At 43.3% G+C, this 14465-nt stretch carries 16 protein-coding genes; all 16 read right to left on the bottom strand.

Annotated features, from left to right (window positions below; genetic code table 11):
- Nucleotides 1-64: 64 nt before the first annotated feature.
- Nucleotides 65-598: a hypothetical protein gene (locus AWM73_RS02275; protein ID WP_060777902.1), complete on the bottom strand. Its 534-nt coding sequence runs from the start codon at nucleotides 596-598 to the stop codon at nucleotides 65-67.
- Between the two features lie 156 nt (nucleotides 599-754).
- Entirely contained in the window at nucleotides 755-1207 is a 453-nt protein-coding gene (locus tag AWM73_RS02270) for a MaoC family dehydratase (protein ID WP_060777901.1), read from the bottom strand.
- Nucleotides 1208-1280: 73 nt separating this feature from the next.
- Nucleotides 1281-1643 carry a 50S ribosomal protein L19 gene (gene rplS, locus AWM73_RS02265; RefSeq protein ID WP_013669011.1) on the bottom strand — a complete coding sequence of 121 codons (363 nt, stop codon included), beginning with the start codon at nucleotides 1641-1643 and terminating at the stop codon, nucleotides 1281-1283.
- A gap of 118 nt (nucleotides 1644-1761) precedes the next feature.
- Nucleotides 1762-2520 (bottom strand): tRNA (guanosine(37)-N1)-methyltransferase TrmD, encoded by a 759-nt coding sequence (trmD, locus tag AWM73_RS02260; RefSeq protein ID WP_060777900.1) that lies wholly within the window; start codon nucleotides 2518-2520, stop codon nucleotides 1762-1764.
- The gene (gene rimM / locus AWM73_RS02255) at nucleotides 2510-3049 is read right to left on the bottom strand and encodes a ribosome maturation factor RimM (protein ID WP_060777899.1); all 540 of its coding nucleotides are present in this window, start codon (nucleotides 3047-3049) and stop codon (nucleotides 2510-2512) included. The genes trmD and rimM overlap by 11 nt, the downstream gene beginning before the upstream one ends.
- Nucleotides 3050-3139: 90 nt before the next feature.
- Entirely contained in the window at nucleotides 3140-3394 is a 255-nt protein-coding gene (locus AWM73_RS02250) for a KH domain-containing protein (RefSeq protein WP_060777898.1), read from the bottom strand.
- Between the two features lie 15 nt (nucleotides 3395-3409).
- Nucleotides 3410-3682, bottom strand: a complete 273-nt coding sequence (gene rpsP / locus AWM73_RS02245) for a 30S ribosomal protein S16 (protein WP_013668726.1) — start codon at nucleotides 3680-3682, stop codon at nucleotides 3410-3412.
- A 167-nt stretch (nucleotides 3683-3849) separates the two neighbouring features.
- Entirely contained in the window at nucleotides 3850-4425 is a 576-nt protein-coding gene (locus AWM73_RS02240) for a hypothetical protein (RefSeq protein ID WP_060777897.1), read from the bottom strand.
- Nucleotides 4425-5408 (bottom strand): flotillin-like protein FloA, encoded by a 984-nt coding sequence (gene floA / locus AWM73_RS02235; protein ID WP_060777896.1) that lies wholly within the window; start codon nucleotides 5406-5408, stop codon nucleotides 4425-4427. The genes AWM73_RS02240 and floA overlap by 1 nt, the downstream gene beginning before the upstream one ends.
- 61 nt (nucleotides 5409-5469) lie before the next feature.
- Nucleotides 5470-6072, bottom strand: coding sequence for an NfeD family protein (locus AWM73_RS02230; protein ID WP_060777895.1), 603 nt, complete (start codon nucleotides 6070-6072; stop codon nucleotides 5470-5472).
- A 282-nt stretch (nucleotides 6073-6354) separates the two neighbouring features.
- The gene (locus AWM73_RS02225; protein WP_060777894.1) at nucleotides 6355-8112 is read right to left on the bottom strand and encodes an ABC transporter ATP-binding protein; all 1758 of its coding nucleotides are present in this window, start codon (nucleotides 8110-8112) and stop codon (nucleotides 6355-6357) included.
- Nucleotides 8105-9820, bottom strand: a complete 1716-nt coding sequence (locus AWM73_RS02220) for an ABC transporter ATP-binding protein (protein WP_060777893.1) — start codon at nucleotides 9818-9820, stop codon at nucleotides 8105-8107. Before AWM73_RS02220 ends, AWM73_RS02225 begins: the two co-directional genes overlap by 8 nt.
- Nucleotides 9821-10059: 239 nt before the next feature.
- Nucleotides 10060-11310, bottom strand: a complete 1251-nt coding sequence (locus tag AWM73_RS02215) for a peptidoglycan bridge formation glycyltransferase FemA/FemB family protein (protein ID WP_060777892.1) — start codon at nucleotides 11308-11310, stop codon at nucleotides 10060-10062.
- Nucleotides 11311-11334: 24 nt separating this feature from the next.
- Complete coding sequence (ffh, locus tag AWM73_RS02210) at nucleotides 11335-12810, bottom strand: signal recognition particle protein (RefSeq protein WP_060777891.1); 1476 nt, start codon at nucleotides 12808-12810, stop codon at nucleotides 11335-11337.
- Nucleotides 12811-12813: 3 nt separating this feature from the next.
- A complete protein-coding gene (locus AWM73_RS02205) occupies nucleotides 12814-13161 on the bottom strand; it encodes a putative DNA-binding protein (RefSeq protein WP_060777890.1) in 348 nt (115 codons plus the stop codon).
- Nucleotides 13162-13436: 275 nt separating this feature from the next.
- Nucleotides 13437-14462, bottom strand: a complete 1026-nt coding sequence (ftsY, locus tag AWM73_RS02200) for a signal recognition particle-docking protein FtsY (protein ID WP_060777889.1) — start codon at nucleotides 14460-14462, stop codon at nucleotides 13437-13439.
- Nucleotides 14463-14465: the final 3 nt, after the last annotated feature.

Below are 14465 nucleotides of genomic sequence, written 5' to 3'. Positions count from 1 at the left end.
AACTTTTCCCAGTTCTTACTTGGATTTCATATTTGAGGAGAAGGAAATCTTTAGCTTGTTAACTTTATTTATCTTGTTTTTCTTCTCGCTCTTCACCATCGGCTTGAGAGTCCTTATCTTCCTTGCCGGATTTCTTCCCATCTTCTAGGAAGGGAATACCGAAATCAAGGAAATGACCTGGTCTAAAGTCGGTAAAGAAACGACTGAATTCATCATTGAAGCGTTGGTGCATTTGATTAAAGTGATCCATTAATTGATCATATTGAGCTTGGTTTTCATCAGTAACATCGACCCAACCAGTGTCTTGACCATTAATGTTCATCCGCATTTTGCGGCTAACTTGAGGTTTTGAACTATTGGCTTGAGCTGGATGCTTAGCAGCTGCTGATTCTTCAACCTTATAAGAAACCACATCATCATCTTCTAATTCATTGACATCGACTTGGAATTGAGCGCCCTTATCTTTTAAGAAAGCTAATTTATCTTGGTCTGAAAGGTTAGCATATTTGATGAAATCTTGTTCATTAAGTTCTGCAACTAGGGTACCTTTACCATATTTATCACTGTTAACTTCTGCAGTTACTGTATACATTTTCATAAATGATCACCTTTCTTAGTTATTTTGATTATCTTACTATTAGGATCTCTTTCATCCTACAGCTATATTATAAGCTTTTAATCAAAATTAGTCAATCTATATGGTTGACTTTATTTGACCTTATAGATAAAAAGGAGAGTGACCTCACTCTCCCTATTAACTAAAATCTTTATCCTTAGCAAAAACAACCACTTTGGATTCATTTTCTAAGACGACATCATCTTCTTGGTTGATAACTTTTACAGATACAAAGGCAATGCCACGATCTGGCTTACTTTTAGAAGCTTTAAAATCAGTAATTTTCCCTTCGATATGCAAGTCGTCTCCGGGATAGACAGGTTTAGTCCAATTGAGGGTCACTCCGGCACCAATATCCCCATGTTTAAAAGGAATACTTTCAACCATTAATTTCATCATAATGGCAGTCACCAACCAGCCACTAGCGCAAAGTTGCTTAAAGAAGCTGTTTTCAGCGGCGCTTTTATCCAAGTGGAAAGGTTGGGGATCATATTTTTCTGCAAAACTGATGGCTTCTTCTTCAGTCAGATGATAGCTCCGGCTTTTGAATGTTAGACCTACCTGACAGTTTTCTAAATAGATAGCTTCCACGGTCTATTCCTCCCTTTTTCCTAATCATCAGACAATTAAAAAAACTGTGCCTAAGACACAGTTTTTTAATCGCTTATTTTTTGCGACGACGTTCAGCAATACGAGCTGCTTTTCCGTGACGATCACGTAAGTAGTAAAGTTTCGCACGACGTACTTTACCTTGACGGATAACTTCAATTTTAGCTACTCGAGGAGTATGTACTGGCCAGATACGTTCAACGCCAACACCGTTTGATACTTTACGAACGGTGAAGGTTTCGCTGATACCTTGACCTTTACGCGCTAAAACAACGCCTTCAAAAATTTGGATACGTTCACGTTCACCTTCAACAACACGTGCGTGTACACGTACAGTGTCTCCGGGACGGAAATCTGGAATATCGCTGCGTAATTGTTCGGAAACAATTTCATCGATTAACTTTGGGTTATGACTCATGATAATTCTCCTTTTCCAACAGATATTCATGTTCCATAGTGACAGCGGAATATTGTTTAAATTTGTGAAATAACCTCACTCGTAAAATGATACCAAAATTCAAGACCTGTGTAAAGGCTTATTTTGGATTTTCTGTCTGGACTTCTAGCAGCCACTGCTTTTCTTGGTCAGACAGGTCAGCTTGGGCTAAGAGATCGGGGCGTCTGAGATAAGTGCGACGGATGGCTTCCTTTCCCTTCCAGTCGGCGATCTTTTGGTGGTCACCGCTGACGAGGACATCAGGAACTTCCATGCCCATAAATGACCGTGGTCGGGTATATTGGGGATATTCCAATAGGCCAGTAGAAAAAGACTCCACTTCCACTGACTCATTATTACCTACCGCCTCATCCAATAAACGCACAGTGGCATCAATCACCGTCATAGCCCCTAGCTCTCCACCGGTTAAAACAAAGTCACCAATGGAAATTTCATCAGTCACATAGTTTCTAATCCGCTCATCATAGCCCTCATAATGTCCACAGATAAAGATTAACTGATCTTCTCGGGCCAGTTCTTCCGCCTTGGCTTGGTTAAATCGCTGTCCAGCAGGATCCATTAAAATCACCCGGCTAGCTGGACGCTGGGATAAATCCTCGCTCACTAAATGCGGATCAATCGCTTCCAGGGCCCGATAAATTGGTCCGACTTGAAGCAGCATACCTGCTCCCCCGCCAAAGGGATAATCATCGACATGACCATGCTTATTATTGGCAAATTGGCGAAAGTCAGTGACTTCAATATCAACCAGACCCTTCTCCTGAGCCTTACCAATAATGGACTGGTTCATGGGTCCAGTAAACATGTCTGGAAATAGACTTAAAATATTAATCTTCATCGTCAATCAATCCTTCAAGTACATCGATTACTATTTTTTTCTCGTCTAAATCGATCGCTTTGACCACGTCATCGATATAGGGAATCAGAACATCTTTCTTGCCGGGCTGACTACGTTGGATAGTCCAAACATCATTGGGCCCTAATTGGGTGATGGCTTTGATCTTTCCTAGCAGCTTACCCGCTAGGTCATAGACCGCCAAGCCGATGATTTGATCATAGAAGAACTCGCCTTCAGCTAAATCATCACTTTGCCGATTTTCAGCTGCAACCATTACTTCCATTCCCTTAAAGCCTTCTACATCATTAATTGACGGCATGCCTTTAAAACTAAGAATATGAAAATTTTTATGCTGGCGGTGACTATTAACTTCGACTTCAGCTTCCTTATTCTTATGGTCAAAGATGACTAGTTGGCTTCCTGGTTGAAAACGTTTGTCGGGAAAATCAGTGGTCGCAATCACACGCACTTCTCCCTTTAAGCCTTGGGTATTCACAATCTTTCCCACACGGTAAAATTCTTGACTCATCGTATCTCCTTATCAAGTTTGGTTGATGCCTAAGAAAAAAACTAGGATATAATCCTAGTTTAACTGATAATCTTACTAATACCAATCATCTTATTGGGCTTCGTCGATACGGTCGATAGTTAATCGAACCCGACGATGACCTTTTACGCGTACACTATATAAAATTGTGCGAATAGCATTCGCTACGCGTCCGCGCTTACCAATGACACGTCCAACGTCATCGGGATGTACCATTAAATGGTATTCTAAGAATTCATCCCCATCACTCACTTCGAGTTGAATGTCTTCAGGATAACTCACTAAAGGTTGAATAATAGTCATTAGTAAATTTTCAATGTCCGGCATGCAATTCACCTATCTTTATTTATTATGCTTAGCTTCGTGATGTTTTTGCATAATTCCTTGACGAGAAAGAATGTTACGAACAGTATCAGTTGGTTGAGCACCGTTTCCTAACCATTTTAAAGCAAGTTCTTCATCTAAAACAACTTCTTCTGGTTGGGTAGTTGGGTTATAGGTACCAATCTTTTCGATGATACGTCCGTCACGTGGTGAACGCGCATCTGCTGCGACGATACGGTAAAATGGGTTACGTTTTGATCCCATACGTTTTAAGCGTAATTTAACTGCCATGAATAAAATTCCTCCTTGTATTTTTATTTTTTCAATCTTTTATTCACATTGCTATACTATAGCAAATTCTAAGGAGTCTGTAAAGTATTTTTTCTTTACAGCTGGAATTTATTACTGGAAGCTATTCGTTTTTTCTTTTCAACTGACAACCGGAACCTCCCAGTTTTTTACCAGCCCTTGGGTCGGTCAAGAATTTCTTTATAGCGAATGGCCTGATCTAAATTCTCTTTAGAAAGGCGGGGCTTAGCCGTGGTTAAAACAGAGGGCTGTTCCTCTGCTGTTAGGGGAAGATCTTGAAAATCATCAAGATCCGCATAAGTTTCCCGCAGCTCGCGGCCTAAATAATCCTTGAAGGCTTGTTCGTCTTTGGCAATCAAATCAAAGTCAACGGCATTGGTCTGCTTAGGCTCTGCTTGCTCTTTATCCAAGGCTAAATCCTCAGCCTCGTCAGCTAGCTTGAGGATTTTTGCCTTCAGGTCCTGCTTGTCTCTTTCTAAGGCAATGCTTTGACGATTAGACTTAGTCAAGTGAGGTGGACGAGAAGAATCTTGCTGGCTTTTGGGAGAGATCTCCTCCCTAGCTTCATCCTCACTTACAATCACTTGACTGTTTTCTTCCTTCTGACCTTCTTCGTCCTGGAGGGCTGGGTCCCCTTGGTTGTCAGAATGAGCTATTTCTTCTTTGATGAGGGACCAGGCCAATTTCACTTCTTTAAAAAGTTGCCGCCACTCTGCCTTATCCATTATTTATCACCTGACTTATCCTCATGGGCTAGGGATTGACGCATGTCCGTATCCGCTTGAACATTTTGCATCCGGTAGTAGTCCATAGCCCCCAAATGACCGGATTCTAAGGCACTGGCCATGGCTAAGGGGACCTTAGACTGAGCTTCAACGACCTTGGCCCGCATTTCTTGGGTCTTAGCGACATTTTCTTGTTCCTCAGCCACGGCTAGGGCCCGGCGTTCTTCAGCCTTGGCTTGGGCAATTCGCTTGTCTGCTTCAGCTTGTTCGGCCTGTAATTTAGCCCCAATATTTCTTCCGACATCCACATCAGCAATATCAATGGACAAGATTTCATAAGCAGTCCCCGAGTCAAGTCCCTTGCGGAGGATGGTTTGAGAAATGGAATCTGGATTTTCCAAAACCTCTGAGTGATTTTGCGAGCTCCCTACTGTGGTCACAATCCCCTCGCCAACCCGGGCAATAATGGTTTCTTCTCCTGCCCCACCGACTAAGCGTTCAATATTAGCGCGAACAGTTACCTTAGCCTTTGCCTTGACTTCAATCCCATTACGGGCCACTCCGGCAATGATTGGGGTTTCAATAACCTTAGGGGTAACTGAAACTTGTACCGCTTCAAAGACGTCACGCCCGGCGAGATCAATGGCCGCCGCTTGCTTAAATTCCAAATCAATATTAGCTCTTTGGGCAGCAATCAAGGCATCAACCACCGAATTCACGTCCCCGCCGGCTAGGTAATGGGCTTCGAGTTCATTAATATCGATGGCTAAACCGGCCTTGGTCGCTTTGATCATTGGTTTAATAATACGTGAAGGATTCACCCGCCGTAAGCGCATCCCAATTAAGTTACCAATGCCTACCTTAACTCCGGAAAAATAGGCCGTTATCCACAAACCAATCGGAACAAAAACGAAAAAGAGAATGATTAATGTCAGTAGTAAAACCATGATAATAAAAAAACTGCCCGCCTGTAAATTTGTCATTGGATATCATCCTTTCTGTATTGCTTTTTCCAAGTAAAACAAAAATTTTTACCTGATCGCCTTATTTTATTTCAGCGACTAGCAAGCGATCATTCTTCACCTTAATGACTGTGACCTCGCTTCCCTTTTCTATATAGTGATACTGACTAAGAACTTCGAGAATTTCCCCATTAGAGAAGCGGGCCTTGCCCACTGGACGGCAATCAGTGACTGCGATCGCCCTCTGGTTGAGATATTTGGATGGGTCAGCTAAGGACTGGAAACCATCCGCTTCTGTCAGTGAAGTGTCTAAAACCATTTTCTTTGTGAAGGGCATTTGAAAACCTAAGCGGGTTAAGATTATCACTGTGACTATAGCAATCGTTAAGGCCAGGGTGCCGTCGATTAAGGCCCTTAACCAATCTCCCTGCAGTTGCCATAAGGATAGATAAATCACAGCTAGACCCATCAAGCCTAAAAGCCCCATAGTGGGTAAAAGAAATTCAAAAGCCAGGAGAGAAAACCCTAGAACCAATAAGATCACAGCCAGCCAAGAAGCACTAGCAAAGAAATAAAAGTATAAAACAAAGAGAATCAGGCTTATTAAGCCCATAAAGAGATACTCTCTAGTCATCAAAGCGACTATTAAAGCCAGGACTCCTAAAAGAAAGAGCAGACTTCCCATCCTACCACCAACTCCCTTCTTTTCTCGCTTTAATAATAGCACAGCCTTAAATAATACAGAAACAGAAAGATAAGAAAAATGTCCCAAAAGTTGGCTTTGCCCTGGGACAAGACTGACTTTTGAAAGACATTTTACCGAACTTAATATACAAAAAAGCTGGGATTATTTCCCAGCAATTTCGCCCTTTAGCTCCAGTTGCTATAGCTGTTCGAAGCGGAGCGAGTTACAGATATAGTATGCGTAACGGTCTTGCTCTTTAGTGCACTTGTCGCACTCTGTTCATTAATCATTAAATTGGCTTTGGTAGAGTTGGGCGTATTTACCATTTTTAGCCAGTAATTCTTCATGGCTTCCTTGTTCAACAATATCCCCCTGGTCTAGGACCAGAATTTTATCAGCTTCCACAATAGTGGACAAGCGGTGGGCAATCACAAAGTTGGTTCGCCCTTGCATGAGCTTAGCCATGGCTGACTGGATAAGTTGTTCGGTACGGGTGTCCACTGACGAGGTGGCTTCATCAAGGATCATGACTTCCGGGTTAGATATAAAGGCCCGGGCAATGGTAATTAATTGCTTTTGCCCTTGAGAGATATTATTGCCTTCTTCATTTAAGAGAGTGTTAAAGCCATCAGGCAGGCTTTGAATAAAGTGATAGCAATGAGCATCCTTGGCTGCTTGAACCACTTCTTCATCGCTAGCTCCCTCGGCCCCATAACGGATATTATCCGCAATGGTCCCCTGCTGGAGCCAGGTATCTTGAAGCACCATGCCAAAAAACTGACGCAGGTTTTCCCGGCTGGCTTGGCGGATATCAATACCGTTGACGCGAATAGCCCCGCGGTTAACATCATAGAACCGCAACAATAAAGAAATCAGGGTGGATTTTCCTGCCCCGGTTGGCCCTACAATCGCTATAGTTTGACCTTTTTCAACCTGGAGATTCAAGTCTTTAATAATCATCTCTTCCTCATAGGCAAAGCCAACATGGTCAAAGACAATACTTTCAATGGGTGCCTCTATTTCATAAGTGCTATCCTCAACCACTTCGGGAGCATCTAATAATTCAAAGACCCGGTCGGCCGAGGCCAGGGTTTCTTGGAGAAGAGTAGCCATTTCGGCAATGGTATTAATGGGCCGGGTAATTTTTTGACTATATTGGATAAAAGCCAAGACATCCCCAATTAAAATTCTCTGCCCTAAGACAAGTAACCCTCCCACAATGGCAATGGCCACGTAGCCAATATTACTGATAAAGGTCATCACTGGCAGTAAGATCCCCGCCATAAAAGAGGCATGGTAGGAGACTTCATAGAGATGGTTATTATAGCGTTGAAATTCTTGGTCAGCCCGGTCTTGATAATTATAGGCCTTAATCAAATCAGTCCCGGTGAAACTTTCCTCAATGTAGCCCACAATAGCTCCCAGGCCCTTCGCCTTGGCCCGAAAATATTTCTGCGACCGTGAGGTGATGAAGCGGGTTGCGAAAAAGGACAGCGGAATGGTAATAAAGAAAATTCCCGTCATGGTGACTGAAATTCTAAGCATCATAATCAAAATTCCCACTAAGAGGATGGCCCCGTAAAAGACTTGGTCAATACTTTGCTGGATATTACGTCCCAAGCTTTCAATGTCATTGGTCATCCGACTCAATAAGTCCCCAGTCAATTGTTGGTCGAAGAAGGACAGGGGGATTTTCTTGATTTTTTCCGAGACGGCTTGGCGCAATTCCTTGATAAAGGATTGAGCCAAATAGGTCAGCAAGCGCCCCTGAAAGTAACGGAAAAGGCCCAGGACCAGGTAAATGGCAATAAGATAGAGACAGAAGACCTTGATCTGGTCAAAATTAATGGCCTGGCCCTGGCTGATGTCGGCTGCAATGCCATTGGTTAAGTCTCCCATAATCCGAGGAGCGATAATATCACAGGCTGCAATCACAATAGTCGCTAACAAGCTAAAAATGAGCAGCCAATGGTACTTGCCTAAATGTTTGATTAAACGCAGCAAATTAGCTTGGCTACTTTGGTGTTTCTTCCTAGCCATGGATGTCATCCTCCTCCCCTTGACTAATAACAATTTCACGATAGAGTTTAGAATGCTTCATAAGCTCTTCGTGGTTGCCATATGCACTGACCTTGCCCTCATCTAAGACCAGGATCTTATCGGTATGGCGGATGGTGGCCACTCTTTGGGCCACAATAATTAACATGGCATCGCCCAAGTTATCTTTTAGGGCTTGGCGCAATTGATAATCCGTTTGATAGTCTAAAGCTGAAAAAGAATCATCAAATAAGTAAAGGGGAACCCGGCGGCTAAGAGCCCGGGCAATGGCCAAGCGCTGGCGTTGCCCACCGGAAAAATTAACCCCTCCCCGAACCATGCGGTCAGCTAGGGGACTGTCAGATAAGAAGTCCCTAGCTTGGGCAATTTGGAGGTTATCCTCCATAGCGGCATCCGTGACGGATTCATCCGCATAAGATAGATTTTCCCCCACAGTCTTGGTAAAGAAGAAATTCTGTTGGGGAATATAAGAAATGTACTGGCGAACCGATCCTGGCGCTAAACTTTCAATGGCATGACCATTAATTAAGAGCTCGCCCTCACTGGGTGGGTAAAACTGTAAGAGGAGTTTTAAGAGGGTTGATTTCCCTGACCCGGTTCCACCAATGATCCCTAGGCTTTCCCCTTTACTTAAAGAGAAATTAATCTTATCTAGGGCAGGTAAGGCCGCTCCTGGATAATAAAAAGTCAAATCCTTGGCCTCTACCCGACTAATGGGTTCGGTAAGTAAATTATCACCGATCATCTCTGCTTGTGGATAGGCTAAGACTTCACTAATTCTTTCCGTAGAAGTCACGGTCCGTGGCAACATAGTAAGTAAGTTACAAATCATAATTAAGGCCGTTAAGACCTGGGTAATATACTGGAGATAGGCCATTAAACCACCAATCTCTAAACTTCCCTGGCTAATTAAATGAGCCCCAAAATAGGCAATGGCAACAATTCCTAGATTTAAAACCGTGGAAAGAATCGGCATGACCGTAATCATTAAATTGTTGACCTTTAAGGCGATTTGATAATATTCATCATTGGCCTGACTAAAGACGGTTTCTTCATAGCCATTCTTATTAAAGGCCCGAATCACCTTTAAACCGGTCAAGCGCTGGCGAAAGAGCAGGTTGATCCGGTCTAACTTCCCTTGTAAACGGGGAAAATAAGGGAGGGCCTTCTTGATAATGACCCACATCCCCAAAAATAAAAAGGGAATACTCAGTAAAATAATAACGGATAATTGCATGTTGGTTAACATGGCCATAATCAGGCCCCCAATAAACATGAGCGGACCACGCACCCAAGGCCTTAGTCCCATAAGCGCCATTTGTTCTACCTGGCTGACATCGTCTGTCGTTCGCGTGATTAAGGATGAAATGCCAAAATGTTCGGTGTCATCAAAGGTCATATGGTTGACCTTGGTATAAATAGCATGTCTGACGTCACGGGAAAATCCCATGGCTACCTTGGCAGAATGAAAGGCCGCAGACCCCCGACAGATCACTGTCAACAGCACGACCACCAGCATTAAGCTCCCAATTTTTAAAATAAATGAGGTATCCCCTTGGGCCACGCCCTGGTCAACCACTTCAGCCATTAAGCGCGGTAAAAATAATTCCCCTAGGGCATTACCAAAAGTTAAAGCAATCACCAGCAAAATCCGCCAGCGATAACCCTTTAAATAGGAAAATACTTGCATAAAAATGACCAACCTCCCCCTTAAATTGATTACTGACTAACTACTAAAATACCCTATCTAAAAAAACATAGCAAATCATTTACCTATCCACTAAAAAAGCCCCGCTAGAAGCGAAGCTTGTTAATAGGTAATTTGAATATAGTCTCCCAAACTTAATCAATCATAGGCTTATGTATTTGACTCACTGCCCGGCTTGAATTCTTGAGAGCTATTTTTTGGCCAGCACAAGGCCTAGCCGCTTAATTATAGCGACCAAGAAGACGTTTAACCTTCTCATAGAGGGCGAGAAAGTGGGGATGTGGTGACCAGGTAAAGGTCCCAATATTTCTTTCCGCATAGCCGTTAAAGGATTGCTTGAAATGAAGCAAGCCGTTATTTTCATCAAAGGGCTCACTGATGCCCAGGAAATTATAGACCGGAATGTCATGGTCTAGGGCCAGCTTGATGGATTGATCTTGGATGAGATAAGGAGCATTGATGATGGAATATTCCTCATCTGAACCCGAATAGAGATAGGTCATCTCATAAGGACTCTCAATAAAGAGAGCCACTGCTAAAACGGTTTGTTCTTCTTTGGCTTGGTCCACCCAGACTTGGGCATCGGTAATCTTTTTCACTTGAGCGTCATATTGGGATTGGTATTCCCGTCTTTGGTTGTTCTTTTTGCGGCTATTGGGATTTTTAACCAGGTCTTCATCTAAGTCCGCTAAGATTCCTTCTAATTCCTCTTGACGTTCAACTAAACTCGCTTGGTAGTCTTTGAAGTTAATTTCCGCAATGACAAAGCGGGCCGCACTGCCAATGTTTTGGTAAACTTCTTCAAAGTATGGATATTCCTTAGGCGCAATCCCCAATCGCTGACAGGTCTCCTCATAGCAAGCATAGAAGCGCGGCATTTCTTCAATGCCAGTAATCTCTCGGACCACGGTACTATACTTATGGGCTTGTTTGAGGGATTGTTGGGCGCCATGGAGGTAGGATTTTTCCACCTTGTTGGGGTCAACTGTAGTCAAATCCTTCTTATAATTCCAGTCAAAGCCGGCAAATTCTGGTCTTTTGTCTTGGTAATGGTAGGTGAAGCCTGCTGCTTGAATCCAGGAAACCAGATCTTCATTAATCTTTTTGGGGTTTTGTGCCTTTTCATCAGTAACAATAATCCCAACATCTGGCTTCACGAGTAAGGAGATCCCCTTATGAGACTTGACAAAATCCTTAATCCCATTCAAGAAAGTAATGATTTGGTCGCGATTGCTTAAATCGCCAGGTAGCCAGCCTTCTAATTCAAAGGCCCCACCCACATGGGTAGGTAAGCTGGCCAAAATGCAGGCTTCTAGAATCTGATTTTGGTCGTCTGCTAAGGCTAAATAATGAATGTCTCGGCCCCGGGCGGCTTTTAAGCGCGCCATGTCTAGCGATTGCAAGTGGTTACTGCGGCCTAATTGCTTGATCCACTTGTCAAAATCATCTGCTGCTATTTCAACGAATTTCATTTATCCCACTAGTCTCCTTCACATTTACCCTTTTTTGCCACGTTTTTTACGTTGCTTATTTAATTTCTTCTTCATGTGTTTTGCTGCTAGTTCTTGAGCCCGCTGTTTCTTGCGACGGCCACCATCCATACCAGGCATATTAGGCATATTCCCCATTCCATTAGGCATGCCCCCCATTAGGGAAGATAAGGAACTCATATCCCCATTGGTCATGGCTGACATCATGGTCCGACTTTGGTTAAATTGTTTAATCAATTGGTTAACTTGGTTGACCGTGGTTGCTGATCCCTTAGCAATCCGCCGACGCCGGCTTTGGTTAATTTCATCCGGATGGGTCCGTTCATAATCAGTCATGGACTGGATAATGGCCTTGGTACGGACCATATCTTTAGGGTCGATGTTTAACTTATCAACCGGTAGTATCTTATTTAAGCCCGGTATCATCTTGATAATGCTTTCAAATGAGCCCATCTTGTTCATTTGATCCATTTGCTTAACGAAGTCATTAAAGTCGTAGGTATTGGCCTGCATCTTAGCTGCCATCTCTTCGGCTTCTTTTTCATCAAATTCTTTTTGGGCCTTTTCAATTAGGGTCATCATGTCCCCCATACCCAAAATTCGGTTAGACATCCGGTCAGGATAGAAGGTTTCAATGTCTTCTAATTTTTCCCCGACCCCGGTAAATTTAATTGGTTTGCCAGTGATAGAAGCAATGGACAAGGCGGCCCCACCACGAGTATCCCCGTCTAACTTAGTCAGGACTACCCCGGTGAGTTCTAATTCTTCATCAAAAGTCTTCGCCACATTAGCAGCTTCTTGACCACTCATGGCATCAACGGTTAAGAGAATTTCATCGGGATGAACAGCTGCTTGGATGTTTTTCAATTCATCCATCAGGGTTTGGTCGATCTGTAAGCGTCCGGCAGTATCGATAAAGATAGTATCGTAGTTATTCTCTTTGGCATAAACGACTGCCTTTTGGGCGATCTCAACAGGGCTCACTTGGTTACCTAGTTGAAAGACTGGTAGATCCAGCTGACGACCAATGGTTTCTAGTTGGTCAATAGCAGCAGGCCGGTAGACGTCAGCGGCCACTAAGAGAGGTTTGCGATGGTCTTCTTCCCGTAAGTGATTGGCTAGTTTACCCACCGTGGTAGTTTTACCAGCCCCTTGTAAACCAGCCATCATAATAATTGTTGGCCCTGCTTCATTATAGTTAATGCCAACTTGCTCGCCACCCAATAATTCAGTCAATTCTTCATCGACGATTTTGACAATTTGTTGGGTGGGACTCAGTGATTCTAAGACATCACTATTTAGGGCCTTATCTTGGACCTTGCGAACAAAGTTTTTAACCACTTTAAAGTTAACATCAGCCTCGAGTAAGGCCAAACGCACTTCCCGCATCATTTCTCGCAAGTCGCCTTCTGAGATTTTTCCCTTTTTACCGACTTTTTCTACCGCTCCTTGCAGGCGGTCCGATAAACTTTCAAAAGCCATTCCTTACACCTCTTTATCATCCATTATTAGTAACTTATCTATTGTTTGATTGAGTACTTCATCTTGGGCATAGTTGTTTTTGACATAGTCCCTGAGGCCCTTGATCGTCGCTTGTCGCTTACGGAAGTCAGTGGCTAAGTGTAAACGGGACTCATAATTTTCAAGGGTCTTCTCCGTTCTACGAATGTTGTCATAAACGGCCTGCCGACTGACATCGAAATAGGCCGCAATTTCACCGAGGGAGTAGTCATCTTGGTAGTAAAGACTAATATAATCTTGTTGTTTTTTAGTTAATAACTGGTAATAGAAGTCCAGTAAACGGTTAATTTCATTAGTCTTTTGAATTTCCATATCTGCCTCCATCACTAGATTACTTCTAGCTTACAATCTTTAAGAATACCGAAGTCCTTAGGGAAAGTCAATGCAGATCCCAGTAAAATCCCCTTAAGATTAGGGAGTCAGAAAAAGGCTGGGACCCATTCCCCAGCCTAGTATATCAAAACCTGTTTCAAGCGCAGAGCAAGCGTCCGCTTCAGAAAATGGCGACAATTTCTTCTTAAAAATTTTTACGCCTTTTTCTTCCAGCGATCTTGCTCCTTGACGCGCTGGTCACACTCTCATGATTTTTAAACTTCAACGACGTCTTTAACTAATTGATAAATAAATTTCTCCCCGTCAAAGGGTTGTAAATCATCCATGCCTTCGCCTAGTCCTATCAGCTTCACTGGTAGGTCTAACTCATAACGAATGGCAAAGATAACACCACCGCGAGCAGTACCATCTAACTTGGTTAGGACTAAACCGGTAATGTCAACAGTTTTGTTAAATTCCTTAGCCTGTACCAAGGCATTTTGTCCCGTCGTAGCATCCAGGACTAGTAAGGTTTCATGGGGAGCGTCAGGGATTTCCCTTTTAATGACCCGGTTCATCTTATCCAATTCATTCATTAGGTTCTTCTTGTTTTGTAAACGACCAGCTGTGTCGATGAGTAAATAATCATAGCCTTCACTGACCGCCTTATGAACAGCGTCATAAACCACGGCAGAAGGGTCCCCATTGGCCTTACCACTAACCACCGGCGCTCCGACCCGTTGACCCCAGGTATTTAATTGTTCTACCGCTCCGGCCCGAAAGGTATCTCCAGCAGCTAGGAGAACTTTCTTGCCCTGGCTGATGTAATGGTGGGCCACCTTAGCAATGGTGGTGGTTTTTCCAACTCCATTAACCCCGACAAAGAGCATCACAGTTGGTCCATCGGGATTTTCCTTTAAGGAAACTGGGCTGTCCTGACCCTTTTCATAGATCTTGACCATTTCCTCAATCACAGTATTTTTGACATCTTCTCCCTTGGTCACATTCCGTCTTTGCACTTCCTCACGAACGGCATCTGACAGGGCTAAGGTCATATCAAAGCCCACATCACTGGTAATCAAGGCTTCTTCTAAGTCATCAAAGAATTCCTCATCCACCTCACGAAAACCAGCAAAGAGGTCATTCATACGCTCGGAAAAACTTTTCCGCGTTTTCTCGACACCTTTGTCGTATTTTTCAAAGACAATCTTTTCTTCTTCTTCCTCCCGGTTCTTCGCTTGTTCAGCGACTAGCGGATCTTCACCGGTAAAGGCTTGTTTAATACGGTCAAATAAACCCAAATT

Source organism: Aerococcus urinae (assembly GCF_001543175.1).
Lineage (GTDB): Bacteria > Bacillota > Bacilli > Lactobacillales > Aerococcaceae > Aerococcus > Aerococcus urinae.
This window is presented reverse-complemented; position numbering and strand designations above follow the sequence as displayed.